Annotated in this window: 23 protein-coding genes and 1 tRNA gene; 11 read left to right on the top strand and 13 right to left on the bottom strand. The window is 63.8% G+C overall.

What is annotated here, in order from left to right; translation table 11 throughout:
- Window positions 1-78 precede the first annotated feature (78 nt).
- Together P9228_RS05345 and galE are read right to left on the bottom strand one after the other, a co-directional pair.
- Window positions 79-1,335 carry a D-amino acid dehydrogenase gene (locus P9228_RS05345; RefSeq protein WP_127241511.1) on the bottom strand — a complete coding sequence of 419 codons (1,257 nt, stop codon included), beginning with the start codon at window positions 1,333-1,335 and terminating at the stop codon, window positions 79-81.
- Between the two features lie 181 nt (window positions 1,336-1,516).
- Window positions 1,517-2,512, bottom strand: a complete 996-nt coding sequence (gene galE, locus P9228_RS05340) for a UDP-glucose 4-epimerase GalE (protein WP_278052619.1) — start codon at window positions 2,510-2,512, stop codon at window positions 1,517-1,519.
- 281 nt (window positions 2,513-2,793) lie between these two features.
- Here galE and hemA point away from each other — a divergent pair, with 281 nt between their 5' ends.
- Window positions 2,794-4,071: a 5-aminolevulinate synthase gene (hemA, locus tag P9228_RS05335; RefSeq protein WP_278052618.1), complete on the top strand. Its 1,278-nt coding sequence runs from the start codon at window positions 2,794-2,796 to the stop codon at window positions 4,069-4,071.
- 11 nt (window positions 4,072-4,082) lie between these two features.
- Here hemA and P9228_RS05330 read toward each other — a convergent pair whose 3' ends face one another.
- Complete coding sequence (locus tag P9228_RS05330) at window positions 4,083-5,249, bottom strand: pyridoxal phosphate-dependent aminotransferase (RefSeq protein WP_278052617.1); 1,167 nt, start codon at window positions 5,247-5,249, stop codon at window positions 4,083-4,085.
- A 104-nt stretch (window positions 5,250-5,353) separates the two neighbouring features.
- Window positions 5,354-5,776: a large conductance mechanosensitive channel protein MscL gene (gene mscL / locus P9228_RS05325; protein ID WP_095777596.1), complete on the bottom strand. Its 423-nt coding sequence runs from the start codon at window positions 5,774-5,776 to the stop codon at window positions 5,354-5,356.
- Window positions 5,777-6,026: 250 nt separating this feature from the next.
- Here mscL and P9228_RS05320 point away from each other — a divergent pair, with 250 nt between their 5' ends.
- Complete coding sequence (locus P9228_RS05320; RefSeq protein WP_278052616.1) at window positions 6,027-9,512, top strand: PAS-domain containing protein; 3,486 nt, start codon at window positions 6,027-6,029, stop codon at window positions 9,510-9,512.
- Here P9228_RS05320 and P9228_RS05315 read toward each other — a convergent pair whose 3' ends face one another.
- The gene (locus P9228_RS05315; RefSeq protein ID WP_066996819.1) at window positions 9,513-10,172 is read right to left on the bottom strand and encodes a response regulator transcription factor; all 660 of its coding nucleotides are present in this window, start codon (window positions 10,170-10,172) and stop codon (window positions 9,513-9,515) included.
- 121 nt (window positions 10,173-10,293) lie between these two features.
- Window positions 10,294-10,731, bottom strand: a complete 438-nt coding sequence (locus tag P9228_RS05310; protein ID WP_066996874.1) for a hypothetical protein — start codon at window positions 10,729-10,731, stop codon at window positions 10,294-10,296.
- A gap of 110 nt (window positions 10,732-10,841) precedes the next feature.
- Here P9228_RS05310 and P9228_RS05305 point away from each other — a divergent pair, with 110 nt between their 5' ends.
- Both P9228_RS05305 and P9228_RS05300 read left to right on the top strand, forming a co-directional pair.
- Window positions 10,842-11,189 carry a DUF952 domain-containing protein gene (locus tag P9228_RS05305; protein WP_127242854.1) on the top strand — a complete coding sequence of 116 codons (348 nt, stop codon included), beginning with the start codon at window positions 10,842-10,844 and terminating at the stop codon, window positions 11,187-11,189.
- Window positions 11,186-12,265 (top strand): quinone-dependent dihydroorotate dehydrogenase, encoded by a 1,080-nt coding sequence (locus tag P9228_RS05300; protein WP_278052615.1) that lies wholly within the window; start codon window positions 11,186-11,188, stop codon window positions 12,263-12,265. Before P9228_RS05305 ends, P9228_RS05300 begins: the two co-directional genes overlap by 4 nt.
- Here the strand turns inward: P9228_RS05300 and P9228_RS05295 are convergent.
- Entirely contained in the window at window positions 12,258-13,598 is a 1,341-nt protein-coding gene (locus P9228_RS05295) for an MATE family efflux transporter (protein ID WP_278052614.1), read from the bottom strand. The two genes, P9228_RS05300 and P9228_RS05295, sit on opposite strands and share 8 nt — an antisense overlap.
- A gap of 123 nt (window positions 13,599-13,721) precedes the next feature.
- On the opposite strand from P9228_RS05295, the gene P9228_RS05290 reads away from it, so the two are divergent.
- On the top strand, window positions 13,722-14,624 hold the full coding sequence (locus P9228_RS05290) for a histone deacetylase (protein WP_095777453.1): 903 nt from the start codon (window positions 13,722-13,724) through the stop codon (window positions 14,622-14,624).
- Between the two features lie 11 nt (window positions 14,625-14,635).
- On the opposite strand, the gene P9228_RS05285 is transcribed toward P9228_RS05290, so the two are convergent.
- From P9228_RS05285 to P9228_RS05275, 3 genes are all read right to left on the bottom strand, one after another.
- Window positions 14,636-14,899: a DUF6460 domain-containing protein gene (locus P9228_RS05285; protein ID WP_095777454.1), complete on the bottom strand. Its 264-nt coding sequence runs from the start codon at window positions 14,897-14,899 to the stop codon at window positions 14,636-14,638.
- A 149-nt stretch (window positions 14,900-15,048) separates the two neighbouring features.
- Complete coding sequence (locus tag P9228_RS05280; protein ID WP_127214398.1) at window positions 15,049-15,804, bottom strand: glycosyltransferase; 756 nt, start codon at window positions 15,802-15,804, stop codon at window positions 15,049-15,051.
- Entirely contained in the window at window positions 15,783-16,775 is a 993-nt protein-coding gene (locus P9228_RS05275) for a hypothetical protein (protein WP_127324735.1), read from the bottom strand. Before P9228_RS05275 ends, P9228_RS05280 begins: the two co-directional genes overlap by 22 nt.
- A gap of 135 nt (window positions 16,776-16,910) precedes the next feature.
- Here P9228_RS05275 and P9228_RS05270 point away from each other — a divergent pair.
- A tRNA-Gly gene (locus P9228_RS05270) sits at window positions 16,911-16,984 on the top strand.
- Window positions 16,985-17,072: 88 nt separating this feature from the next.
- On the opposite strand, the gene P9228_RS05265 is transcribed toward P9228_RS05270, so the two are convergent.
- Entirely contained in the window at window positions 17,073-17,546 is a 474-nt protein-coding gene (locus P9228_RS05265; RefSeq protein ID WP_095799372.1) for a hypothetical protein, read from the bottom strand.
- A gap of 222 nt (window positions 17,547-17,768) precedes the next feature.
- Between P9228_RS05265 and P9228_RS05260 the strand changes: the two genes are divergently transcribed.
- Complete coding sequence (locus P9228_RS05260) at window positions 17,769-18,431, top strand: hypothetical protein (protein ID WP_278052613.1); 663 nt, start codon at window positions 17,769-17,771, stop codon at window positions 18,429-18,431.
- Here P9228_RS05260 and P9228_RS05255 read toward each other — a convergent pair.
- Complete coding sequence (locus P9228_RS05255; RefSeq protein WP_067322751.1) at window positions 18,347-19,336, bottom strand: LysR substrate-binding domain-containing protein; 990 nt, start codon at window positions 19,334-19,336, stop codon at window positions 18,347-18,349. The two genes, P9228_RS05260 and P9228_RS05255, sit on opposite strands and share 85 nt — an antisense overlap.
- A gap of 293 nt (window positions 19,337-19,629) precedes the next feature.
- Between P9228_RS05255 and chvE the strand changes: the two genes are divergently transcribed.
- The 4 genes from chvE (at window position 19,630) to araD1 (ending at window position 24,911) form a co-directional block, all read left to right on the top strand.
- Window positions 19,630-20,700 carry a multiple monosaccharide ABC transporter substrate-binding protein gene (gene chvE, locus P9228_RS05250; RefSeq protein ID WP_278052612.1) on the top strand — a complete coding sequence of 357 codons (1,071 nt, stop codon included), beginning with the start codon at window positions 19,630-19,632 and terminating at the stop codon, window positions 20,698-20,700.
- Between the two features lie 188 nt (window positions 20,701-20,888).
- Complete coding sequence (gene mmsA, locus P9228_RS05245) at window positions 20,889-22,424, top strand: multiple monosaccharide ABC transporter ATP-binding protein (RefSeq protein WP_067322747.1); 1,536 nt, start codon at window positions 20,889-20,891, stop codon at window positions 22,422-22,424.
- Window positions 22,421-23,713, top strand: a complete 1,293-nt coding sequence (gene mmsB, locus P9228_RS05240; protein WP_066996778.1) for a multiple monosaccharide ABC transporter permease — start codon at window positions 22,421-22,423, stop codon at window positions 23,711-23,713. The genes mmsA and mmsB overlap by 4 nt, the downstream gene beginning before the upstream one ends.
- A 208-nt stretch (window positions 23,714-23,921) precedes the next feature.
- Window positions 23,922-24,911 carry an AraD1 family protein gene (gene araD1 / locus P9228_RS05235; RefSeq protein WP_278052611.1) on the top strand — a complete coding sequence of 330 codons (990 nt, stop codon included), beginning with the start codon at window positions 23,922-23,924 and terminating at the stop codon, window positions 24,909-24,911.
- A gap of 47 nt (window positions 24,912-24,958) precedes the next feature.
- On the opposite strand, the gene P9228_RS05230 is transcribed toward araD1, so the two are convergent.
- Window positions 24,959-25,726: an ABC transporter substrate-binding protein gene (locus P9228_RS05230; RefSeq protein ID WP_127239717.1), complete on the bottom strand. Its 768-nt coding sequence runs from the start codon at window positions 25,724-25,726 to the stop codon at window positions 24,959-24,961.
- Window positions 25,727-25,781 lie beyond the last annotated feature (55 nt).

The following is a 25,781-nucleotide window of genomic DNA, read 5'->3' as shown; positions in this document are numbered from 1 at the left end:
CATGGTATTTGCCACAACTTGACAGGTCACGCCGACCAGCGCCGACATAGGCCGGTGGCAACTTGCGGACCGAACGTCTCAGCCCGCTGTCGCGTAAAGCAACCCTTGCGGATCGATCTCCGGCTTGCGGCCGGCGACGAGGTCGGACAGGAATTTTCCCGAGCCGCAAGCCATGGTCCAGCCGAGATGGCCGTGGCCGGTGTCGAGATAGAGGTTGCGGTATTTCGCCTGACCGAAGATGGGCACGGAACTCGGCATCATCGGCCTCAGGCCTGCCCAAAGCAGCGCCTTCTTCTCGTCGAAGGCGCCCGGGAACAGGTCCTTGCCGGTTTCCAGGATGGTTCTGAAATCACGCGGCTTGAAGCTGCGATCGAAGCCTATGAATTCCGCCGTCGAGGACATCCGCAGCCGGTTGCCCAGCCTCGAATAGCCGATCAGCCGGTCCTCGTCGGCGCCGCCCATGGTCGGGCCCTTGCTCTCGTCCTCGAGCGGGACTGTCACGGTGTAGCCCTTCACCGGGTAGACCGGCAGGTCGATGCCGTAGCGGCGGCCGAACAGGCCGCTTTCGGCTCCCATCGAGATGACGACGGCGTCACCCGCAACCGGTCCGGCCGAGGTCATCACGGCTCGCACCCGGTCGCCCTCGATGTCGAGGCCCTCGATTGTCGTGCCGAACAGGAACCTGACGCCGAGCTTCTCGGCCGCATAGGCGGCGAGCTTGTCGACGAATTGCTTGGAATCGCCGGTCTGGTCGATTGGAGAATAGATGCCGCCGGCGATCTTGTCCTTCACGCTGGCAAGCCCCGGCTCCAGCTCGGCTAGGCGGTCGCGGCCGACGATCTCGATCGGTAGGCCGTGCTCGCCGAGATAGCGGTAATTGTCGGTGCCGGTGTCGAAGCTTTTCTGCGAGCGGAAGAAGTAGAGGATGCCTTTCTTGCGTTCGTCGTAGTGGATGCCGGTCGCCTCCGAGAGCGCATTGATGCAGTCGCGCGAATAGAGCGCGAGCTTCAGCTTGACGTCGGTGTTGGCGCGCAGGCGCGCTACGGTGCACTCGCGCAGGAAGCGCAGGCTCCAGGCATAGAAATACGGATCGAGGCGCAGCCGGACCTTGATGCCGAGGTCATGGTTCCAGAGCGCGCGCAGAAAGGTCTTGAGCGCCGCCGGCGAGGCCCAGGCGGTGGCGTCGCCCGGCGAGACCAGGCCGGCGTTCGACTGGCTGGTGCCGCGCGCCGCTGCCTCATGGCGCTCGATCACCGTCACCTCATGACCGTCTTTAGCCAGATAGTAGGCGGCCGCCGTGCCAATCACGCCGGCGCCGAGCACCAAGACCTTCATGCCGTCCCTCAAGGCTCATTCCAACAGTGCGCCTTCGGCGCACCGCCGCATGAGCCTCAATACCGCGTCTAAACTCGCCGGACGAGCCCTTGGCCCAACAGGTCGGTCTCAATACGCAATTCCGGGACGAAGGCTACGGCGAAGTCGCCGAACCCAACCGCTACACACTTTCCTGAACTGCTTAGTTTCGAACGGAGTTCTTGGTCGTCAGGATGCGTTCCCAGGCCAGCGCATCCTTGACGATCTGGTCGAGATCGTCGCGCTGCGGCGTCCAGCCGAACTCCTTGCGGGCAAGGTCGGAATTGGCGACCACGGCGGCGGCGTCGCCCGGCCGTCGCGCACCCATGCGAACGTCGAAATCATGGCCGAAGGCGCGGCGAACGCTGTCGATCACTTCCAGCACCGAATAGCCATGGCTGTAGCCGCAATTGGCGACGAGGCTCTCCCCGCCATCGCGCAGCCGCTGCAGTGCTAACCGGTGCGCCGCCGCCAGATCGCTGACATGGATGTAGTCGCGGATGCAGGTGCCGTCCGGCGTCGGATAGTCCTTGCCGAAGACCTGCATGAATGGTCGCTTGCCGAGGGCCGTCTCGCAGGCGACCTTGATCAGATGCGTGGCGCCGGGCGTCGACTGTCCGGTGCGGCCCTTGGGGTCGGCGCCGGCGACATTGAAATAGCGCAGCGCCGTATAGCGGATGTCGTGCGCAATCGCGGCATCGCGCAGCATCCACTCGCTCATCAGCTTGGAGAGGCCGTAAGGGGATTCCGGCGCCAGCCGCGCGTCCTCACGCACCGGCTCCAGCCCGGCGCCGCCATAGACGGCTGCGGTGGACGAGAAGATGAAATGCGACACGCCCTCGCGCACGGCGGTTTCGATCAGCGCGCGTGTCTTGCAGGTGTTGTTCTCGTAATAGCCGAGCGGATCGGCGACCGATTCCGGCACCACGATCGAGCCGGCGAAATGGATGATGGCGTCGACCTTGTTTTCCCGGATGATCCGGCCGACCAGATCGCGATCGGCGACGTCGCCGACGACGAGCTTCGCCTCCGGCGCCACCGCCCATTCGAAGCCGGTGGAAAGCCTGTCGAGCACGACGACGCTTTCGCCGGCGTCCAAAAGCTCCCAGACCATGTGGCTGCCGATATAGCCGGCACCGCCCGTCACCAAAACCGTCATCGCTTACCTCGCTGATCAAGATTTATCGGAAACTGTCTCAACAGCCGCCGTGCTGGAAACCCCGCCGTAAGCCCATTAGCCTCCCATTTTAGTGTTAAGTCTGTAACAGTTCCGCCTGCCCGAGGCATCGTACCGAAACAAAGCTGGTTCACATCCCCGGGAATAGGCCATGATCCGGCATCGTTAGGAACAGGCGCGGGGCGTGGCATTTTGACCGGTGCGGCGCGGTGGACGTAACATAGGCCCGTGACTATGATCCGGCGCAAAATTGGGAAGCCGACATGAACTACCAGCGGTTCTTCGAAGACGCGATCGACCAGCTCCATGCCGAGCGGCGCTACCGCGTTTTCGCCGACCTCGAGCGCATCGTGGGCAAGTTTCCACGCGCCATCTGGCGCTCCAACGGTCGCGGCCAGGAAATCACCGTCTGGTGCTCCAACGACTATCTCGGCATGGGCCAGAATCCGGACGTCATCGCCGCCTTCCAGAACGCGGCAGGCCGGATGGGCTCGGGCGCCGGCGGCACCCGCAACATTTCCGGCACGTCCAACCCGCTGGTCGAGCTGGAGCATGAGCTCGCCGACCTGCACGACAAAGAGGCGGCGCTGGTCTTCACCTCCGGTTTCGTTTCCAACGAAGCCTCGATCTCGACCATCGCCAGGCTCTTGCCCAACTGCCTGCTCATCTCGGACGAGTTGAACCATGCCTCGATGATCGAAGGCGTGCGGCGTTCCGGGGCCGAGAAGAAGATCTTCCGCCACAACGACGTTGCGCATCTGGAAAGCCTGCTGCAGGCGGCAGGACGCGAGCGCGCCAAGCTGATCGTCTTCGAAAGCGTCTATTCGATGGACGGCGACATCGCGCCGATCAAGCAGATCGTCGAGCTCGCCGAGCGCTACAACGCCCTGACCTATATCGACGAGGTTCATGCTGTCGGCATGTATGGTGCGCGCGGCGGCGGCATCACCGAGCGCGAGGGTCTTGCCGACCGCATCGACATCATCGAGGGGACGCTGGCCAAGGCCTTCGGCACGCTGGGCGGCTACATCACCGGCACGAGCGCTGTGATCGACGCGGTGCGCTCCTATGCGCCGGGCTTCATTTTCACCACCGCGCTGCCGCCCGCGATCGCGGCGGCCGCCACCACCTCGATCAGGCATTTGAAGCGCTCGCAGGCCGAGCGCGACGCCCAGCAGCGCCAGGCAGCGCGGGCCAAGCAGGTGCTTGCCGCGGCCGGGCTGCCGGTGATGGAATCGGCCACCCATATCGTGCCGGTGCTGGTCGGCGATCCGGAGCTTTGCAAGATGGCGAGCGACCGCCTGCTTGGCGTCCACGGCATCTACATCCAGCCGATCAATTATCCGACGGTGCCGCGCGGCACCGAACGGCTGCGCATCACGCCCACCCCGTTCCATTCGGACGCGCTGATCGCCGAACTGCAGGACGCGCTGGTCGAGACCTGGGATGCGCTCGGCATCCCCTATGCCGCCTCCGGCCGTCCGGCCGTCGCCAAGAGCGACCGGGTTATTCCACTCCTGGTGCCGAAGTCAGGCGGCTGAAGCCGCCCGTCTCACACCGTCTTCATCCATTTCGCCAGGCGATTTGCCGCTTCCTCGAGCTGATCGAGGCGGCGGTGGAAGCATAGCCTGAGGAAGGCCTCCCCGCCGGGGCCGAAGGCCGTGCCGGGCGCCAGCCCGACATTGGCGTTGTCGACGATGTCGAAGGCGGCGGCGCGGGAATCGGTGATGCCGTCGACAGTGAAGAACAGGTAGAACGCACCTTGCGGCACGGTGAAGCGCGCCTTGCCGGTGGCACCCAGGATGTCGCAGACCAGATCGCGCGCCGCACGTGCCCGCTCCACCTGCTCGACGATAAAGCCGTCACCCTTGTCGAGGGCCGCAACCGCGCCGCGCTGCATGAACTGGGCGACGCCCGAGGTCGAATACTGGATCAGGTTCTCGAACACCTGCTGCAGCGCCGGATGCGTCTTGATCCAGCCGACTCGCCAGCCGGTCATCGCCCAGTTCTTGGAGAAGCTGTTGACGAACAGGATGCGGTCTTCCGCCGTTGCGATATCGAGGAAAGACGGCGCGCGGCCGTGGCCATAGTGGAACAGCGCATAGATCTCGTCGGCGATGATCCAAAGCTTCTTCGTGCGGGCCAGATCGAGGATCGCTTGAAGCGTTTCCTTGTCGGCTGTCCAGCCGGTCGGGTTCGAGGGGGTATTGATGAACAGCGCCTTGGTACGCGGCGTGATGGCGGCTGCGATCTTGTCGACATCGCAGGACCAGCCATTCCCGGACTGGTCGAGCGTGACCGGCACGGGAACAGCGCCGGCGACACCGGCGGCGGCAGCGAAATTCGGCCACGCCGGCGAGAGATAGACGACCTCGTCGCCGCTGCCGGCGATCGCGTCGATGGCCAGTTGAATGGCATGCATGCCCGAGCCGGTGACGATGAATTCTTCCTCGGCGAAGCGCTGGCCGAAATGCCTGGCATAGTAGCGGGCGAGCGCCTGCCTAAGCTCGGGAATGCCCTTCTGCCAGGTGTAGAAGGTCTCGCCATTGGCGAGGCCGCCTGCGGCGGCATCGCTGATGAAGGAAGGCGTCGGCAGGTCGCCCTCTCCGGCCCAGAGCGGAATCAGGCCTTCGCGCAAGCGGCCGTGATTGACGACGGCGACAATGCCGCTTTCGGGGGCAGCACGGGCTTCGGCGCGCAAGGTCTCAATCAGGGTCATGGACAAATCCGTGCTCGTTTTGCTGCGCTCTTACCAGATCACCGAACAGAAAACCCCAGCCGCAAGCGGCCGGGGTTTTGGTCCAGCAAAGAACGTTGGACGCGTTATTTCCTGGCGAGCAGGTCGCGGATTTCGGTCAGAAGCTGGACATCCGCCGGCGGCGGCGCCGCGGCAGGCGCGGGCTTCTCTCGCTCCAGCCGCCTGCGCAGATTGTTCACCGCCTTGACCATCAGGAAAATGATGAAGGCGAGGATCAGAAAATTCAGCACGACGGTGATGAAGCTGCCATAGGCGAAAACGGCTCCCTCTTTCTTGGCTTCGGCCAGCGTGGCCGAGTGCACATTGGAGGACAGCCCAAAGAAGTAATTGTTGAAGTCAAGCCCGCCGAAAATCGCGCCGATGATCGGCATGATGATGTCATTGACCAGCGAATCGACGATCTTGCCGAAGGCGGCGCCGATGATGACGGCGACGGCCAAGTCCATCACATTGCCCTTGGAGATGAATTCCTGGAATTCTTTCAGCATCCGACCCTCCTTGCCATAACGGGCCGCGCTGCCGCCCCGGCTCTCCGGCGCCGGCCCCGAAGCCACAATAACAAAAACCCCCAGTTGCAAAACCGGAAAAAGGTCGGAGCCGCCGGTTTGTGCCTAACCGGTTCGCGCTTCTGGGCGTCACCAAGCACCTATGCGCCGAAAGCCGCGGTGGACTTGGCGTCAAAGCTGTGGTTGCGTTTGATAACCGGACGAGCAGCCGGTCAGGAAGGAAGTTCGAACCGTGCAAGGCTGGTTCGTCGTCATCATCGCGATCGCCTATGTGACGCTGCTTTTTGCCATCGCCAGCGTCGGCGACCGGCGCTCCGTGGCAGCCGGACTCGGCCGCGCACGGCCCTCCATCTATGCGCTCAGCCTCGCCATCTACTGCACCTCCTGGACCTTCTTCGGCTCGGTCGGGCTATCCTCCGAGCGGGGTCTCGAATTCCTCGGCATCTACACCGGCCCGGTGCTGGTCTTCGTGTTCGGCTTCCCGCTGCTCAACCGCATCGTCCGGCTGGCAAAGAGCGAAAAGATCACCTCGATTGCGGACTTTCTCGGCGCCCGCTACGGCAAGAGTTTTGCCGTCGCGGCGATCGCGACCCTGATCGCCACGGTCGGCGCCGTGCCCTATATCGCGCTGCAGCTCAAGGCGATCTCCGGCTCGGTCAGCCTGATGATCGAGCACTATACGGGATCGCCGCCTTCCTTTGATCCTTTTGTAAGCGACATCTCGCTGGTGGTGGCGATGCTGCTGGCGCTGTTTGCGGTCCTGTTCGGCACCCGCCACGCCGACGCCACCGAGCACCAGGACGGGCTGGTGCTGGCGGTCGCGGTCGAGACGGTGGTCAAGCTCGCCGCCTTCCTCGCCATAGGCCTTATGGTCACGTTTCTCATCTTCGGCGGCCCCGGCGACATGCTGGCGACGCTCGGGGCGAATGCCGAGGTGCGCCAGGCGATGGGCTACAACACGTCCTTGGTCACCTGGCTGGTGCTGACGACCTTGAGCGGCTTCGCCATCCTGATGCTGCCGCGCCAGTTCTACGTCACCATCGTCGAGAATCGCAGCGAGGCCGAGCTGCGCACCGCGACCTGGGTGTTTCCGCTCTATCTCGTGGCGATCAACCTCTTCGTCCTGCCGATCGCCTTTGCCGGGCTGTCGCTGGTCGGCGCAAGGACCAGCAGCGACCTCTACGTCCTGTCGCTGCCGCTATTCAGCGGCCACGACGTGCTGGCGATGATCGCCTTCATCGGCGGCCTGTCGGCGGCCACCGCCATGGTCATCGTCGAGAGCGTGGCGCTGTCGATCATGATTTCCAACGACCTCGTCATCCCGCTGTTCGTGCGTCGATTGCTCAAGACCACTTCTTCGGAGAACGAAGACTGGTCGACGCTGATCCTGAACGTTCGGCGAGCGTCGATTTTCATCATGCTGTTCATCGCCTTCCTCTATTACCGCGAGAGCACCAACAGCGCGCGGCTGTCCTCGATCGGGCTGATGTCCTTTGCAGCGATCGCGCAATTCGCGCCCGCCCTGGTCGGCGGGCTGATCTGGCGCCGCGCCAATGGCCGGGGCGCCGCGCTCGGCATGGTCGCCGGCATCGCGGTCTGGGGTTACACGCTGCTGCTCCCTTCCCTCGTCGGTCCCGGCTCCGACTTTGTCGTCCATGGACTGTTCGGCTTCGAGGCGCTGAGACCCCAGGCGCTGTTCGGCACCGTCGGCGAGCCGCTGAACCACGGCGTGCTGTGGAGCCTGTCAGTCAACACGCTGTTCTTCGTGATGGGTTCGCTGTCCCGCGCATCGGTGCCGCTGGAGCGCATCCAGGCGGCGATCTTCGTGCCGCGCGAGGCGGGGCCGATGCCAAGCCTGCGCCGCTTCCGCACCGCGGTCACGGTCAACGACCTCAAGGACACGATTTCCCGCTATCTCGGCGTCGAGCGCACCGAGCGCTCCTTCCAGTCCTTCGAGAAGAACGCGAACGTCTCCCTGCACGGCAAGGAACAGGCCAGCATGGACGTCATCCGTTTCTCGGAGCAGTTGCTGGCGAGCGCCGTCGGGTCGTCGTCGGCGCGGCTGATCCTGTCGCTGCTGTTCCGCCGCAACGACCGCGACTCCAAGGATGCCTTCCGGCTGCTCGACGACGCCACCGAGGCGCTGCAGCACAACCGCGACCTGCTGCAGATCGCGCTCGACCAGATGGAGCAGGGCATCACCGTCTTCGACCGGGATTTGCGGCTGATCTGCTGGAACCGGCAATACCGGGCGCTGTTCGATCTGCCTGACGAGATGGGCCAAGTGGGCGTGTCGCTCGACCAGATCCTGCGGCATCTGGCCGAGCGCGGCGATATCGCCGCCGACCAGCGGGTGACGATGCTCAACCGGCTGACCAGCTTCGTCGGTCCTTGGCAGATGGAGCTCAGGACCAGCGGCCGCATCCTGGAGCTGCGTTCCAACCCGATGCCCGACGGCGGCATCGTCGCCACCTATGCCGACATTTCCGGCCGCGTCGAGCAGGACCTGGCGCTGAAGCGGGCCAATGAATCGCTGGAGCAGCGGGTCAGGAGCCGCACCGCCGAGCTCACCCGCGTCAACGAGGAGCTGGCGCAGGCGCAGATGCTTGCCGAGGAGGCCAATCTCAGCAAGACGCGCTTCCTCGCCTCCGCGGGCCACGACATCCTGCAGCCGCTCAACGCCGCCAGGCTCTATTGCTCCTCGCTGATCGAAAAGGCCGGCAAGGGGCCCGCCGGCAGGGCCGCGACCAACATTGAATCCTCACTGGAATCGGTCGAGACCATCCTCGGCGCGGTGCTCGACATATCGCGGCTCGACGCCGGCGCGTTGAAGCCCGAGGACACCGCCTTCAGCCTCGGCGGGCTGCTTGGCCAGATCGGCAACGATTTTCGCCCGCTCGCCGCCGAAAAGAAGCTCGGCCTGAAAATCATGCCGTCGTCGCTCGGCGTGATGACCGACCGCAATTTGCTTCGCCGGCTGATCCAGAACCTCGTTTCCAATGCGATCAAATACACGCGCGAAGGCCGCATATTGGTCGGCGTGAGAAGGCGCGGCGAGCTGGCCGAGATCCAGGTGATCGACACCGGCATCGGCATTGCCGCCGACAAGCTGAACACCGTCTTCCACGAATTCACCCGGTTGGACGAGGGCGCGCGCGAGGCCGAGGGCCTTGGCCTTGGCCTTTCCATCGTCGACCGCATCGCCAGGGTTCTCAGGCTCGAAATCCGCATCTTCTCCAACCCCGGCAAGGGCACGCGTTTTTCCGTCATCCTGCCGGTCGCCGAGATCGCGGCGCCGCCGCGCGAGACGGGAAAGGCGCCCGCGCGCGCGCCATCCTCACTTGCCGGACTCAATGTGCTGTGCATCGACAATGACGCGCGAATCCTCGACGGCATGCGACTGCTGCTCGAAGGCTGGGGCTGCGGCGTCGAGACCGCTTCGGGATCGCAGGACCTGATGCGCCCGGGTGCGGCAAGGCCGGATGTGGTGCTCGCCGACTATCATCTCGACGGCGGTACCGGGCTCGACGCCATCGCCAGGCTGCGCGCCACCTACGGCAAGGATCTGCCCTGCGTGCTGGTCACCGCAGACCGCTCCAGCGAGGTGCGCACTGCTGCTGGTCTGCTTGATGTGCCGGTGATCAACAAGCCGCTGAAGCCTGCCGTGCTGCGCTCGATGATGGCAAGGGTCAGGGCACTGGCGCCCGCGGCGGAATGATCAGCTCACCGGCTGCAGCGGGTCGCCGCCGATCTTGGAAAGCTGGATGACCGCCTGGGTGCGGCTGTCGACGCCGAGCTTCTGCAATATAGCCGAAACATGCGCCTTGATGGTGGCTTCGGAGACGCCGAGCTCATAGGCGATCTGCTTGTTGAGCAGGCCTTCGGCCAACATGCCGAGCACCCTCGTCTGCTGCGGCGTCAGCGCCTGCAGGCGCTTGATCAGATCGGAAATCTCCGGGTCGCGCTCGACGCCGAGCTCGATGCCGGCGGGTGCTGCGATATCGCCGGCAAGCACAGTCAGGACGGCGCTGCGTATCTCCTCCATGCTTGCCGATTTGGAGATGAAGCCGGACGCGCCGAGATCGAGCGCGCGGCGGATGGTGGCTGGATCGTCATGAGCCGACACCACCACCAGCGGCACCGAGGCATGGATGCCGCGCAGCGAGATCAGTCCGGACAGGCCGCTGGCGCCCGGCATCGACAGATCGAGCAGCACCATGTCGATGTCTTCATTGGCGACGACCAGCGCCTTGGCGCTTTCGAAATCGCCGGCCTCATGGATGGCGGCGACATCGCCTATGCCGGCGAGCGCTTCCTTTAGTGCGCCGCGAAACAGCGGATGGTCGTCGGCAATGACGAAAGTGTGGCCCGACGGCAAATACTCCTCCCCGGATCCCATTGCTGATTGTGTGCTTTCTTAGGGGATCGGAACGATTATGCGGCGGCGCGGCGCGTTTTCAAGCAGCAAAGGCCGCGCGCGCAGGCTTTTTCCCGGGAGCTCAGGTCTTTTGCGGGCTGGGCTTCGTGCCACCGTCGCCTTCCTGCCTGTCGATGTCCTTGACGATATCCATGAAGCTGCGGAAGAAGCGCTCCATGTAGCTCATCGTCTTGTTGAAATCCTCCTCGCTCGGCAGTTGGGACTCCAGCCGGGCCGAGAGCGAGTTCTCGAGCTTCGCGACGCGCTCGTCGAGTGCCTTCACCGTGCTCTGCAGCCGGTCGATCTCGTCCTGGAAGGCGGAGCGCTCGTCGGCGGCCAACTTGCAGACGAGCTGGCCGGAGCGCTCCTCGCAGATCGACATGGCGCCGGTCTGGGTGTCCATGCGGACATAGCCGTTGGCGGACTTTTCGAGCCGATAGCGGTCCGTCTCCTCGGAATAGGCCGATGCGGCGACCAGCGAGCAAAGCGCCGCCGGGATTAGAATGTGCTGCAGACGCATGTTATCCTCCATGAGCCGTTGTGCGAACAATATCACAGGTTTGCGCCTGAAATGGGGAAGAGTTCGCAAGCACCCTTTCCCCCATGTATCGTTCGGACTATAGCGCGCCAATGTCTCAGTTTATCTACAAGATCGCGCCTGAAGCCATGTGGAGCGAAGCGGAACGGAACGGCCGCTTCACCGGGGCGCCGATCGACATCGCCGACGGCTTCATCCACTTTTCCACCGCAACTCAAGTGCGCGAGACGGCGGCCAAGCATTTCGCCGGCCAGGCGGACCTGCTTCTCATCGCTGTCGACGCGGCAAAGCTGGGCGACGCGCTGAAATACGAGGTGTCGCGCGGCGGCGCCCTGTTCCCGCATCTCTACGCCGCGCTCGCCCTCGACGCCGTGCTCTGGGTGAAGCCGTTGCCGCTCGGCGCCGACGGCCACGAATTCCCGCCGCTGGAGGACGAATGAGCGTGCTCGACCGGATCGGCCAAAAGCTGCTTTTCTCGTTCGACCCGGAAACGGCGCATGGCCTGTCGATCGCGGCTTTGCGCTGCGGCCTGCCGGCCGCCTCGCCTCCCCCGCGCGACGCGCGGCTCGAGGTCAGCGTCTGCGGGCTCGATTTTCCGAACCCTCTCGGCATGGCGGCCGGCTATGACAAGAACGCCGAAGTGCCGGACGCGCTGCTCAAACTCGGCTTCGGCTTCGCCGAGGTCGGCACCATCACGCCGCTGCCGCAACCCGGCAATCCGAGGCCGCGCATCTTCCGGCTGACCGCCGACGAAGCGGTGATCAATCGGCTGGGCTTCAACAATGAAGGGCATGCGGCCGCCGAAAGACGGCTTGCCGCGCGCAAAGGGCGGCCGGGTATTGTCGGCGTCAACATCGGCGCCAACAAGGACAGCGCCGACCGCATTGCCGACTATGAGCGCGGCGTCGCCCGCTTCGCGGCTCATGCCAGTTATCTGACGGTCAACATCTCCTCGCCCAACACGCCGGGCCTGCGCAACATGCAGGCGCGCGAGCAACTGGGCGAACTCCTGTCGCGCGTGGTGGCGGCGCGCGCGGCTGCGTCGGTTCAGCCGCCCATCTTCCTCAAGATCGCGCCGGACCTCGTTGAAGCGGAACTGGAAGACATCGCCGCCGAAGTCATCGAGAAAAAGATCGACGGGGTTGTCGTCTCCAACACGACGCTTGCCCGGGTCGGGTTGCGCAGCGCGAGTCTGGCCGGCGAAGCCGGCGGGCTGTCAGGCAAGCCGCTTTTCGAGCGCTCGACGGCGGTACTCGCCCGGATGCGCAAGCTGCTCGGCCCACAAGTGACGATCGTCGGGGTCGGCGGCGTCGACTCGGCGGAAACCGCGCTGGAGAAGATCCGCGCCGGCGCCGATCTCGTCCAGCTCTATACCGGCATGATCTATGCCGGCCCGGCGCTGCCCGGCCGCATCGTTGCCGGCATGGCGCGGTTTGTGGAGCGCGAGCGGCTTGGCTCGATCCAGGATTTGCGCGACTCGGCTTGCGAGCGCTGGGCTTCAAAGCCGATCAGCTGAATGCCGTGCGCATCCTGAGCCTCAGCACCGCAAGCAGGCTGAAACCCCGCACCAGCAAAAAGACGTGCAGCGCGGCCCATAGGCCGTTGTTGCCGAAGGCGGGTGCCAGCGTGATCAGTGCCGCGGCGAAGGCCAGGAAAGACAGGAGCATCATGTTGCGCATGTCGCGCGACCAGGTGGCGCCGATGAAGACGCCGTCCATCTGAAAGGCGAGCACGCCGCTCAGCGCGGTGAAGGCCGCCCAGGGCAGATAAGTGTCGGCGACCGCGCGGACCTCCGGAGCGGTTGTCACCATCGCCACCAGCTGTGCGCCGGCCGTCAGCAGAATAAGACTGGCGACCGCCGCCAGGCCGAAGCCCCAGATCAGCGTCAGCCGGACAGCTTGCCGGAACGGGGTGGCCGCATGCGCGCCGATGGCGCGGCCGGCCAATTGCTCGGCTGCGGTGGCAAAGCCGTCCAGGAAATAGCCGGCGACGAGGAAGAAGTTCATCAGCACGGCATTGGCGGCGAGCGTCACCGTGCCGAATTGGGCGCCCTGCCTGGTGAACAGCGCGAAGGCGGCAAGCAGCGAGAAGGAGCGGATCATGATATCGCGGTTGAGCGACAGCATGCGCCGGTAGGCCGGCAGGTCGAGGATGCGCCGGCGCGACGGCCGCTCCAGCTTGCGGAACCGCCTCAGCACGATGGCAAGGCCGAGCAGCATGGCCAGGAACTCGCCGGTGACGGTCGCCCAGGCAACGCCCGCCACGCCCCAGCCGAGCTCGAGGCCGAGCAGGAAGCAGAGCAGGATGTTGATGCCGTTGAGCACGGCCTGCAGCATCAGCCCTATCCCGCCCTCGCCACGCCCCAGCACGTAGCCCAAGATGGCATAGTTGATGAACGAGAAGGGCGCGGCAATGAGCCTGATGCGGATATAGACCGACATCGCCGCGCTGACACGCGGCTCGGCGCCCATGAACCACTGGCCGCCTACCGCAAACAGCGGCGCAAGTGCTGCAAGCACCACGCCGGCGACGACCGCGATCAGCACGGCCCGCCAGAGCACCGCCTGCTCCTCCAGCGGATCGCCGCGTCCGAAAGCCTGAGCGACGAGGCCGGTGGTGCCGGAGCGCAGGAAGTTGAAGGTGGTGAAGACGACGTCGAAGACCAGCGCGCCTGCCGCCAGTCCGCCGAGAAGAGCCGCATCGCCGAACTGCCCGATCACCGCGGTGTCGACGATGCCGAGCAGCGGCGTCGTCAGATAGGCAAGCGTCATCGGCACCGCGATCGCCAGCACCGACCGGTTGGTGACGATGAAGGTCCCGGCGTTGAGGTGGGTCGCACCCTTGTCCAAGGATTGCTGCCTTGCTCATTGCGGCTTGCTAGAACGGCCGATGTGCCCCAGTTTGCCGCTGCCGCGCAATCGCCATCGGGTGACGGCCAACCGAATTCCAGCTCTGGCGCAGGCCGCCCCATCATGCCTTTGCAGATCGTCCACCATCCCGACTACGACGCCGGCTTTGCCGTCAATCACCGCTTTCCGATGAGCAAATATCCGTTGCTGATGGAGGCTTTGCACAGCCGCGGGCTGGCAGCAGCGGGAGCGCTTTCGATGCCGGAACGGGCGCCGGCGGCGTGGCTCAAGCTCGCGCACGAGGCCGGCTATGTCGACCAGGTGCTCACTTGCGAGGTGCCTGAAAAGATCGAGCGCGAGATCGGCTTCCCGGTCAGCCAGCGCGTGTCATTGAGAGCGCAGCTAGCAACGGCAGGCACGGTGCTGGCGGCGCGGCTGGCGCTGAAACACGGCATAGCCTGCAACGCCGCCGGCGGTAGCCACCATGCCAGGCGTGCCCAAGGCGCGGGCTTCTGCACCTTCAACGACGTGGCCGTGGCTTCCCTGGTCCTGCTTGCGGAGGGCGCCGTCGAAAACATCCTGGTCGTCGATCTCGACGTGCATCAGGGCGACGGCACGGCGGACATTTTGAAGGATGAGCCGCGCGCCTTCACCTTTTCCATGCATGGCGAACGCAATTATCCGGCGCGCAAGATCGCCTCCGATGTCGATATCGCGCTGCCGGACGGCACCGGCGACGCTGCCTATCTCGACCGGCTCGGCGCCATTCTTCCAGAGCTTTGCGCAAGGCGGCGCTGGGACATCGTGTTCTACAATGCCGGCGTGGATGTCCATGCCGAGGACCGGCTTGGCCGGCTGACATTGACCGACAACGGCCTGCGCAGCCGCGAGGAGCTGGTCATCAGCTATTTCCGCAAGGCCGGCATCCCGCTATGCGGCGTCATCGGCGGCGGCTATTCGAGCGACGTGCCGGCGCTTGCCGCGCGCCACGCCATTCTGTTCGAGGTCGCGGCCGCGTATGCCTGACGCTCGGCAGGCTACTTCCTGTAGCTCGCAATCCTGAGCAGGATAAAGGCGGGCACGACGATCGCGGCGCCGAGCAGGATATAGCCCAGGAAGCGGTCGATAGTATGGAAGCCGAGATTCCACAGATCGATGAAGAACTGGCGGATGCCGTAGAGCACGTCCATCGGCGACCAGCCGAAAGCGTGCATGACGAGGCCGACGAGGAAGGAAACCACCAGCAGCTTCACAAGCACCCTGAGTGGCGTATCGCCGAGAAAGCGTGTCAGTGCGGACAAGGCCGTTCTCCGGTTCGAGCTGCCCGATTCGGGGCGCGACCTCAGAAATACGCACTCGGATACCCGGCATCAAGCCGAAGGCCGCGCGCGAAGCCATCGTGCTGGCAGCCCTGATAGCCCGATCCGGCCGGCACACGCGGCTCGCACGGTCAGATCCGCCATCGGAAGATGCGGGCCCAAAGCGGCCGGTCGCGGTAGACTTCCCTGGAGCGCCACAGCCTGTTGTAGCGGTTGCCGCCGCCGATACCGAGGTGCGATATCGGCTTGCCGCCCCGCTTACGCTTGATCGCGACCGGCTCGCCATCATGGCTGAGGCAATGGCCGAAATCCGCGGACGGCTGAAGAGGCGCGGCAGACGGCACCGACCTGAGGGCTTCGCCGACGATAAGGTCTTCCGGTTCGCAGGTCAGCGCGACGGCCTTGCCGAACAAGGTCGGGCCTGTGGGGCAGAGCGCAGTCGGCCCGTAATATTCCCGTTTCACATTGGCGCAGACAAGCTCGATCGCCTTGGCGAGCGCCTTGTGGCGAGGCGGCGCGGCAACAACGCCGATGCTGGTGTCCCAAGGGGTCGAGCTGAGGAAATCGCGAAAGATCGACAATTTTCCATCGGCGCGCGGCACTCCGCGCAGGAAGAAATAGGAGAGATCGGCATAAAGGCCGCCTTGCTCATGGAGCAGGCAATATTTGGCGAGGTCCGCCTTGTAGGAATAAGGTCGCAGCGTCCTGAAAGCCGAAAGCACCTCTGCTCCGAAATGCGTCGAAATGAACTCCGCCAACGCCGCTTCCCGGAACAGGCGGTGCTCTTCGCCCGGATGAGCAGCCGTGAGCGAGTGGATGTTTTCGGCAACGAGCCCGGAAACGTGCTCGCTGCCGTCGTCGGTGATCAGAATGCTGAAGAGAGGCATCCGGCTTCCGTCTCGATCAACGTGCCTTGGTGAGCCTTCAACTTGCCCCAGTCGCGCCACTGGTGGGGACTGGCCTTCAGATAGGCCAGGTGCCGATCGGCGAAGTCTTGCGCGGCGCTCTGGATCAGTTCGGCCTTGTCCTGGCTGCGATCAAGATCGATCGGATTTTCCACAGTCACCCGTATCTTGCCTGTGCTGTCGTCACGAACGACGAAGACCGGCAGCAGGGGAGCGCCGGCGATCCTGGCCAACCGGGGCGCGCCGCCCGCAAATTCAATGGCCGACTGGCCGATTCGCGCACGCACGAGCAACTCACCCTCCCAGGCGCCAGCGGTGATGGACGCAAACTTGCCCTGGCGAAGCAACCGCCTCGCCTCGTTCATGCTGGCGGCGGGATTGGCGCGGTCGATCACGATACGGCCCGCGGCATGTCTGAGCTCGACGCCGGTTCTGATCGGGTTGAGGAACCGGATGCCGAAGCGCGATTTCGAGAAACCATGCTCGGGCCTGCTGACATGGAAGACATCGAAGCCGGCTTTGGCGAAAACCATCTTCGCCGCAAGCGCATTGAAGGCGAAATGCGCAATCCACAGGACGGCGCCACGGCCCTGTTCGCGCGCCGCATCGAGATGCTCGGCGCCGAGGAGTTCGATCTCGGGTCGCCAGCCGACGAGCCACTCGCGGACGATCTGGATGTTGTGTTCGCTGCGCATCGCGTCGACCCGGAGCCGGTCCTCGCGGCCGGCTATGCCAAAGGCGGCAAGATCCGGTTGGTCACCAACGTCGCGCCGAGACTCAGGCGCCCGTTTCAGCCGCTCCAGCCAAAGGCAGACACTGCGCCATCTCTTCTCAGGCACGAAAAGAGAGACGAATACAAAAACAGGAAGCCTCAGCAGGAATCCGAGATCTTCCACAGCAAAGGCTTTTCCGGAGCGAGAGGCTCGCTTCCTCTTCCGAACATTGATTTCCAAGCTGGGTCCCCACCCTTAACCCCTGAGCCATTACCATGTTGTGGCGCGGCGTCAAAGCGCCGGTGGATGGCTCTCGGCTTTTCAATGTATCGCCGATTGCTAGATGCGGGGCCATCATGGTAACGAGGCTGTTGCGCGGGTATGATGTAATGGTAGCCTGTCAGCTTCCCAAGCTGAACGCGCGGGTTCGATTCCCGCTACCCGCTCCATCCCTCGCTACAGTGCCGCGCGGTCGCAGCGATCTGGCAGAGCGTCCTCAGGCGGCCGATGGCGAATGCGATCGTTGCCGCTTGCCGGTCAGGCCAGCACGCCGCAGAGGGGAAGATGCTTTGCGGCCTCGGCGGCTTCCATCCGCACGATGGTGCGCGACAGGCCGCCGCGTTCCTCGATCCACAGGCGAACCCAGTCGGGATATTGCGAGATCAGGTACCCGGCGGCGATTGCGTTCTCATGGGCGCCGACGCCGTAAGGCAGATGGAAGCCGAAGGATGCACGCGGCGTGATGCAAAGCTGCTCGGCGGGCAAAGACAGATAGAGCGTGCAGGCGCTGTCGCAGGCACCGTCGAATTCCACAGGCTCGTTCGCGGCGCGCAGCTCGGCGACGTGCAAAGCGAAGATCACGATCTGACCGCCGGGATTTTCCTGCACCGTTTCGGCATCTGCGGGCAGCGTTGTCAGGGCGGCGGCGAGGAATGCTAGCGCCTTGGCTATCAGCCTCCGCTTAACCCGCGCGCGCGGCAGATCGGCGTGCATATTGGTGACCTCGCTCATCCGGCGAGACCAAGGCTAACATTGCGATGGTTAACAACAGGCAGCTTTGAAAACATCGAACATCCAGATCGCCCAACTGCCCGCATCCTCTCGACTGGAAAATCAACGTGCTTTTTGACCGCACTCCGAAGGGAGCCACCTCGTTCGGCGAAAGCGCGCAAACGAAAGAGCCGCTCGAAAGGCGAGGGGCTTGGGCCCTAGAAGAGGATCGCCGCGCGATCTATGGCGGAAAAGAAGCCAGCCACCTTGCGGCGGCCGGCTCTGGACCGGTTGAGCAATCCAGGACCACGTCTCGGTCCGGAATTCCGTAAAAACAGTTCTTTACTGCGGGTGAGCGGCTCTTATCCAAAGCTGAACCGCTATGGACCCCTAAAGCCAAAAGCCAATCCAAACACGTTCGCGCCAGCAGCGGCGACGCCAGCGGCCACGACGCCAGTAGCGGCGGCAAACACGTCTCCAAACGCGGCGCCGACTGCGGCGGCGACGGCCGTGATGCCAATGACGATGGTAAACCTGCTCCACTTCAGCACGTTCGTCTCCATCCTCGAAGACGGCGGTATCGGGCTTATCGAGTTGATCGAGAATTCCGTTGCCGCTTGGAATTCCGGCAACCGCCCTACTGGGGCCAGCGAGGGTTGCAATTGCCGCTGCCCCCGCAACGCCAAGCATTCCAGTCAGAAACAAGCGACGTTCCATCAAAGACCTCCCGATAGTTCAGCATCGGCAGGTGGTTCCCTCACCCAAACGGGCTCCAGCGAACTGCCGATCTGTTTGAACGCACAGGTAGCATTCTCGTTCCATTACCCCACTTCGCGCAGGATGAAGTCGTGCAGCATCTTGGCGGCGGGCGAGAGCGCCCGGTTCCTGACCGTGATCAGGCTGTAGGGCCGGACCTCGATGTCGAACTCGGTCTGAACGACATCGATCGCTCCGGACAGCCCGTCGCCGCTCTGGATGAACTTGGCCACCTGCACCGAAACGGGGGCGATGGCGTCAGATTGCGCCACCATTACCAGCGTCAAGAGCAGCGACGAGGTGTTGAGGATGCGGTCGGGAAGCGGGATGTTGCGGTTCAAGAAATTGCTTTCCATCGCCTGGCGCAGGGGCGAGCCGCCGGACTGGAAGACCCAATCATAGGCAGCCGTCTCCTCCAGGCCGACCATCCCGCCGCCGGCAAGCGGATGGCCGCGGCGCACGATCAGGCAGGCCTTCTCGATGCCGATGACGCGCGATTCGAACAGCCGCGGATTGAGGTCATCGGGGATGCGGGCGATGATGAAGTCGTGGCGGGAGGCGATCAGCTCGCGAGCGAGCACGTTCGAGGTCTCGACCTGCATGGTGATCTCGATGCGCGGATAGATGCGGCGGATCTCGCGAATCGCCGGCACCGCCAGTTCGATCGCCGGCGCAGTCACGGCGCCGAGAAACACCGAGCCGCCCTTGCCTGCCTTGAGTTCCGAAATCTCGCGGTCGGCTTCGCGCATTTCGAGCAGGATCGAGCGGGCGCGCCTGGCGAGCGCCTGACCGTAAGGGGTCAGCGTCACGCCGCGCGGCAGCCGCTCGCACAATTTCACGTCGAGCACCGCCTCCATCTCGGCGATCATGCGCGAGGCCGCCGGCTGGGAAATATTCATCACCTGGGCGGCGGCGCTCACCCGTCCGTGATCGTCGAGCGCGGCGATCATTCGCATATGGCGCAGGCTCAGGCCGCTGCGCAGGAGCGTTTCGCCGTCCCCCGGAAGCTTCTCGTAACTCCCTGAAATCGCATCAGGATCGCGCAGCGCCGCCATGATTTCCCAGCCTCTCCGGCAGTTCTCTGCTCTACGCTAAATCATACCAGTTTCGGTATAGCAACCAGCAAAGATCGCATTTGACAGTTATGTCAAAGGGACACACCCTTCGCGCGTTCCGAGACGCAGCGATCGGCAACGAGCAAAATCGTATCGATTGAAACTGCGTCGCGGGGCCGATTGGGAGGATACCGGAGATCGATAAAGCCGACAGAGGCGCGACTGCGCTCCTGTTCGACTGCGCGGCCCGCGAAGCCCCGAGGTGTCGCGTCCATCAACCAGGGAGAGTAAATGTGAAGATCATCAAGACGCTGGCCGCCGTCGCGGCCCTTGGCATTGCCGCCACGACCAATTCGGCGCACGCCGCCGACAAGGGTCTCGTCGGCGTGCTGATGCCGACCAAGACCTCGCAGCGCTGGATCAACGACGGCGACGCCGTCAAGTCCCAGCTCGAAGCGCTGGGCTACACGGTCGACCTGCAATACGCGCAGGACGACATCCCGAACCAGCTCAGCCAGCTGGAAAACGAGATCACGAAAGGCCCGAAAGCGCTGATCATCGCTTCGATCGACGGCACCACCATGGCCGATGCGCTGCAGAAGGCCAATGACGCAGGCGTCGTCACCATCGCCTATGACCGGCTGATCAAGAAGACCCCGAATGTTGACTACTACACCACCTTCGACAATTTCGGCGTCGGCGTGATCCAGGCGAATTCCCTGGTCAAGGGCCTCAAGGAGCGCTTCCCGAACACCAAGCCGTGGAACGTCGAGCTGTTCGGCGGCTCGCCCGACGACAACAACGCCTTCTTCTTCTACAACGGCGCGATGTCGGTCCTGCAGCCGCTGATCGACGACGGCTCGATCAAGATCAAGTCCGGCCAGATGGGCATGGACAAGGTCGGCACGCTGCGCTGGCTCGCCGCCACCGCCCAGGCCCGCATGGACAACCTGCTCTCGGCCAACTACTCGGACGGCAGCCGCGTCGATGGCGTTCTGTCGCCCTATGACGGCCTGTCGCGCGGCATCACCGCCTCGCTGCGCGCTGTCGGCTACGGCACGGATGCTCAGCCCTGGCCGATCGTGACCGGTCAGGACGCCGAGACCGCCTCGGTCAAGCTGATCATTTCGGGCGAGCAGTATTCGACCGTGTTCAAGGACACCCGCGAGCTGGCCAAGGCCACCGTGCAGCTGGTCGACAAGGTGCTCTCCGGCGGCAAGCCCGACGGCCTCGACACCAAGACCTACAACAATGACGTCAAGGTCGTTCCCTCGATCCTCTTGACGCCGCACGAGGTCGACAAGTCGAACTACAAGGCGCTGGTCGTCGACTCCGGCTACATCAAGGCCGAAGAGCTGAAGTAATCCAGCCTTTAAGGGAGGGGTCCTGCGCGACGCAGGGCCCCTTTTCGTTCAGAAGCGACCCCGGTATTGTTTTTGCCGGCTTCTGCAGCGCCATGCGCCATCGCGACGCGAGCCAGACTGCAGTATGTTGATTTCGCGCATAACGCCTTCCGGAAACGGCAGGCATGCGCCAGGGAGCGGAATTCCTGATGAGCTCGACGATTTTGGAGATGCGCGACATCACCAAGACGTTCCCCGGCGTGAAGGCGCTGTCGAACGTCAACCTCAGCGTCGAGGAAGGAGAAATCCACGCCATCGTCGGCGAGAACGGCGCCGGCAAATCGACGCTGATGAAGGTGCTGTCGGGCGTCTACCCGACCGGTACCTATGAAGGCGAGATCGTCTTTCGCGGCCAGGAATGCCACTTCAAGGGTATCCATGACAGCGAGCATATCGGCATCGTCATCATCCACCAGGAACTTGCCCTGGTGCCGATGCTGTCGATCGCGGAAAACATCTTCCTGGGGAACGAGCACGCCAGCTACGGCGTCATCGACTGGAACGCCAACGAGAAGCGCACCAAGGCCCTGCTCGACAAAGTCGGCTTGAAGGAAGATCCCAAGACGCTGATCACCAATATCGGCGTCGGCAAGCAGCAACTGGTCGAGATCGCCAAGGCGCTCAGCAAGGAAGTGAAGCTGCTGATCCTTGACGAGCCGACCGCCTCGCTCAGCGAAAAGGACAGCCAGGCGCTGCTCGATCTTCTGCTCGAGTTCAAGCGCCAGGGCATGACCTCGATCCTGATCTCGCACAAGCTCAACGAGGTGAACCGCGTCGCCGACAAGGTGACGGTGATCCGCGACGGGCGCACCATCGAGACCCTGCCCAGGAAGGACATCAGCGAGGACCGGATCATCACTTCGATGGTCGGCCGCTCGCTCGACGACCGCTACCCGCCGCGCGAGCCCCAGATCGGCGAGGTTATTTTCGAAGTGAAGAACTGGTCGGTGTACCATCCGATCCACGCCGAGCGGCAGGTCATCAAGAACGTCAACCTCAATGTGCGCAAGGGCGAGGTGGTCGGCATTGCCGGGCTGATGGGCGCCGGCCGCACCGAATTCGCGATGAGCCTGTTCGGCCGTTCCTACGGCCGGCATATCAGCGGCGAGGTCCTGCTCAGGGGTAAGCCTCTCGATCTTTCGACGGTGAGCAAGGCGGTGGAGAACCGGATCGCCTATGTCACCGAGGACCGCAAGACCTTTGGCCTCAACCTTATCGACCACATCAAGCACAACGTGACGCTGGCCAATTTGGGAGGCGTCTCCAGCCGCGGCGTCATCGACGACATGCGCGAGATGAGCGTCGCCAACGACTATCGCAAGAAGACCAACATCCGCGCATCCAGCGTCTATCAGTTGACCGGCAATCTTTCGGGCGGCAACCAGCAGAAGGTGGTGCTGTCGAAATGGCTGTTCGCCGACCCGGAAGTGCTGATCCTCGACGAACCGACACGCGGCATTGACGTCGGCGCCAAGTACGAAATCTACACGATCATCGCCCGCCTCGCCGCAGAGGGAAAGGCAATCGTCGTCATCTCGTCGGAAATGCCGGAATTGCTCGGCATCACCGACCGCATCTATGTCATGAACGAAGGGCGTATCGTCGGCGAAATGGCGGCAAGCGACGCCAGCCAGGAAAAGATCATGCGCGCCATCGTTCGGGGAGAAGGAAAAAAAGCCTCATGAGCACAGAAAGCGCTCCCGCGCCGCAGAGCGGCGTCGCCGAAGACGTCAAGCATGGTCCGCGTGTCGCCGTTTCGGCGCTGACGACGAACCTGCGCGAATACGGACTGATCATCGCGCTGATCGTCATCATGCTGTTCTTCCAGTACACGACGTCCGGCACGCTGTTCAAACCGGTCAACCTCAGCAACCTGGTGCAGCAGAACTCGTTCATCATCGTGATGGCGCTTGGCATGCTGCTGGTGATCGTCGCCGGCTATATCGACCTCAGCGTGGGATCGGTCGCCGGCTTCATCGGCGCGCTTGCCGCAATGATGATGGTCATCTGGCCGCTCGGTATATTCAGCAATCCTCTGGTGGTCTCTATCGTTTGCCTGATCGTCGGTGCGCTTATCGGCGCGGCGCAAGGCTATTGGATCGCCTATCACCGAATACCGAGCTTCATCGTGACGCTGGCGGGCATGCTGATCTTCCGCGGCATCTGCCAGGCACTGCTTGGCGGCGGCTCCTCGGTCGGCCCGCTTCCCGACAGCTTCAAGGCGTTGAGCTCCGGCTTCATCCCCGACGTCATCGGCCCGCTGACGCTCATTCCGCCGACGGTGAATGCGGCCGGCAAGACCATCGTCGGCAGCGGCCTTACGCTGCACATGACGACGATCGTGCTCGGTCTGGTCGCGGTGCTCGCCTATGCCTATTTCGGCTTCAGAACACGGCGTAAGCGCGAACGGCATGGCTATGAGGCCGAGCCCTTCCCGCTGTTCGTCGTCAAGACGCTGGTCGGCAGCGCGCTGGCGCTGTTCCTGGTCTTCCAGTTCGCCAGCTACAGGGGCCTGCCGGTGGTGCTTCTGGTGATGGGCGTGCTGATCTCGCTGTTCGTCTTCGTCACCAAGCGCATGACCATTGGCCGCCGCATCTATGCGATGGGCGGCAACGCCAAGGCGGCGCAGCTGTCGGGCATCAACACCGAAAGGCTGACGCTGCTCGTCTTCATCAACATGGGCGTGCTGTCGGCGCTGGGCGGCCTGATCATCGCCGCTCGCCTCGGCCAGGCCGTCCCGGCCGCCGGCCTGGGCAGCGAGCTCGACGTGATCGCCGCCGTCTTCATCGGCGGCGCCTCGGCAATGGGCGGCGTCGGACAGGTCATCGGCGCCGTGGTCGGCGGCTTCATCATGGGCGTGATGAACAACGGCATGTCGATCATGGGCGTCAATGTCGACTGGCAGCAGGTGGTCAAAGGCCTGGTGCTGCTCGGTGCCGTCATCTTCGACGTCTACAACAAGAACAAGGCGTAGAGGCCGGAGGCAAGGACTAAGGAGGCATACGGGTTCTAGATCGCGAAGCTGCCGGCAACCCGTCGGCGCGAAGAAGTCCTGGAAGGACCAGGCTCGCGAGTGCAATCCGGACGAAGAGTTTCAACCGTGGCGCGGATCGGTTCCGGGCTGCGCCGGTCAGGGCTTGCCAATCGGCAGCCGGGCCAAGGCAAAAGAGAGAGGGTTCATCATGCTGATTTCCCAGATCCTCGATGACGCCGAGACGATCCGCGTCGTTGCCCGCAGCGGCGGCAAGACCCGGATCATCAACGGCGCGCGCAGCGTCTATTCGCTGGCGATGGAGGCAGCCCGCACCGGCACCGGGATCGAGGCGCTCATCGAGCGCAAGGGCTATGGCGAGGCGGTCGACCTCGACGCCGTCTACAAGAAGGGACGCCTGGTGTCGCCTATCAACCATCCCGACCCCGCGCATCTCCACCTTACCGGCACCGGGCTTACACATCTCGGCTCCGCCGCGACACGCGATTCCATGCACAAGAAGCTCAGCGACGGCGAGGAGCAGCTCACCGATTCCATGAAGATGTTCCGCATGGGGCTGGAGGGCGGCAAGCCGGCCAAGGGCGAGATCGGCGTGCAGCCGGAATGGTTCTACAAGGGCAACGGCACCATGGCGGTGGCGCCCGGTGCCGCGCTGATGTCGCCGGCCTTCGCGCAAGACGCCGGCGAGGAGCCGGAGATCGCCGGCATCTATGTCATCGGCGACGACGGCGCGCCGTTCCGCGTCGGCTTCACGCTGTCCAACGAGTTTTCCGACCATGTGACCGAGCGCGTGAACTACCTGTTCCTCGCCCATTCCAAGCTGCGCAACGCCTCGTTCGGACCGGAAATCCTGATCGGCGAGCTGCCCGCCGACATAAGGGGCTCTTCACGAATCTGGCGCGACGGCAAAGTGCTTTGGGAAAAGCCGTTCCTGTCCGGCGAGGCGAACATGTCGCACACCATCGCCAATCTCGAGCATCACCATTTCAAATATTCGGCCTTCCGCCAGCCGGGCGACGTGCATGTGCACATGTTCGGCACCGCCACACTCTCGTTCGCAGACGGCGTCAGGACCGAGGAAGGCGACACGTTCGAGATCGAGGCCAAGGATTTCGGCCTGCCGCTGCGCAACCCGCTCGAGATCGAGAAGCCAGTGAAGGTGGCGGTGAAGGCGCTGTGAGGTTAGCGTGATCTCCCCCACGAGGGGGGAGATTGGCAGCTTCAACCTCAATAAATATCGAAATCGAAATACTTCGATTGGATCTTCTTGTAGGTGCCGTCGGCAACGATGGCGTCGATGGCCGCGTTGAGGCGGTCGCGCAGGGCGGTGTCCTCCAGGCGCACGGCGATGCCGGCCTCGGTCTCGGTGCCCTTGACGTCGCCCACCAGCTTGCAGCAGCCGTCGCTCGCCTTCTTCATCCAGTCGACCAGCACGAACTTGTCCGAGATGACGGCGTCGAGCCGGCCGTTGAGCAGATCGGTGACCGCCTCTTCCTGGGTCGGGTAGAGCTTCGCCTCGGCGCCGGCCTTGGCGTAGACGTCCTGGACGTAGTTGGCCTGGGTGGTCGAGGCCTGGGCACCTACCGTCTTGCCGGCAAGCGAGGCCGGCTCGGTCGAGGCGATGTCGGCGTCCTTCAGGGCGACCAGCGCAAGCGGCGTGGTGTAGTATTTGTGGGTGAAGGCGACCTGCTTCTTGCGTTCCTCGGTGATGCTCATCGAGGCGATGATGGCGTCGAATTTCTTGGCCTGCAGGGCCGGAATGATGCCATCCCAATCCTGGGTGACGATCTCGCATTCGACCTTCATCTGCGCGCAGAGCGCATTGGCGATGTCGATGTCGAAGCCTTCGACCTTGCCGTCCGGCGTGATGGTGTTGAAGGGCGGATAGGCGCCCTCGGTGCCGATCTTGATCTTTTCGGCCGCGTCTACCGAACCGACGCCGAGCGCCAGCATGGCGGCGGCCGCGGCCGACAGGATCCATCTGGATATCTGCATTTTCATCCCCTTGGGTTCAGTTGCTACATGGTCAGACGCAGCCAAGCACGGCGCG

The sequence above is a fragment of the Mesorhizobium sp. WSM4898 genome (assembly GCF_029625845.1).
Lineage (GTDB): Bacteria > Pseudomonadota > Alphaproteobacteria > Rhizobiales > Rhizobiaceae > Mesorhizobium.
This window is presented reverse-complemented; position numbering and strand designations above follow the sequence as displayed.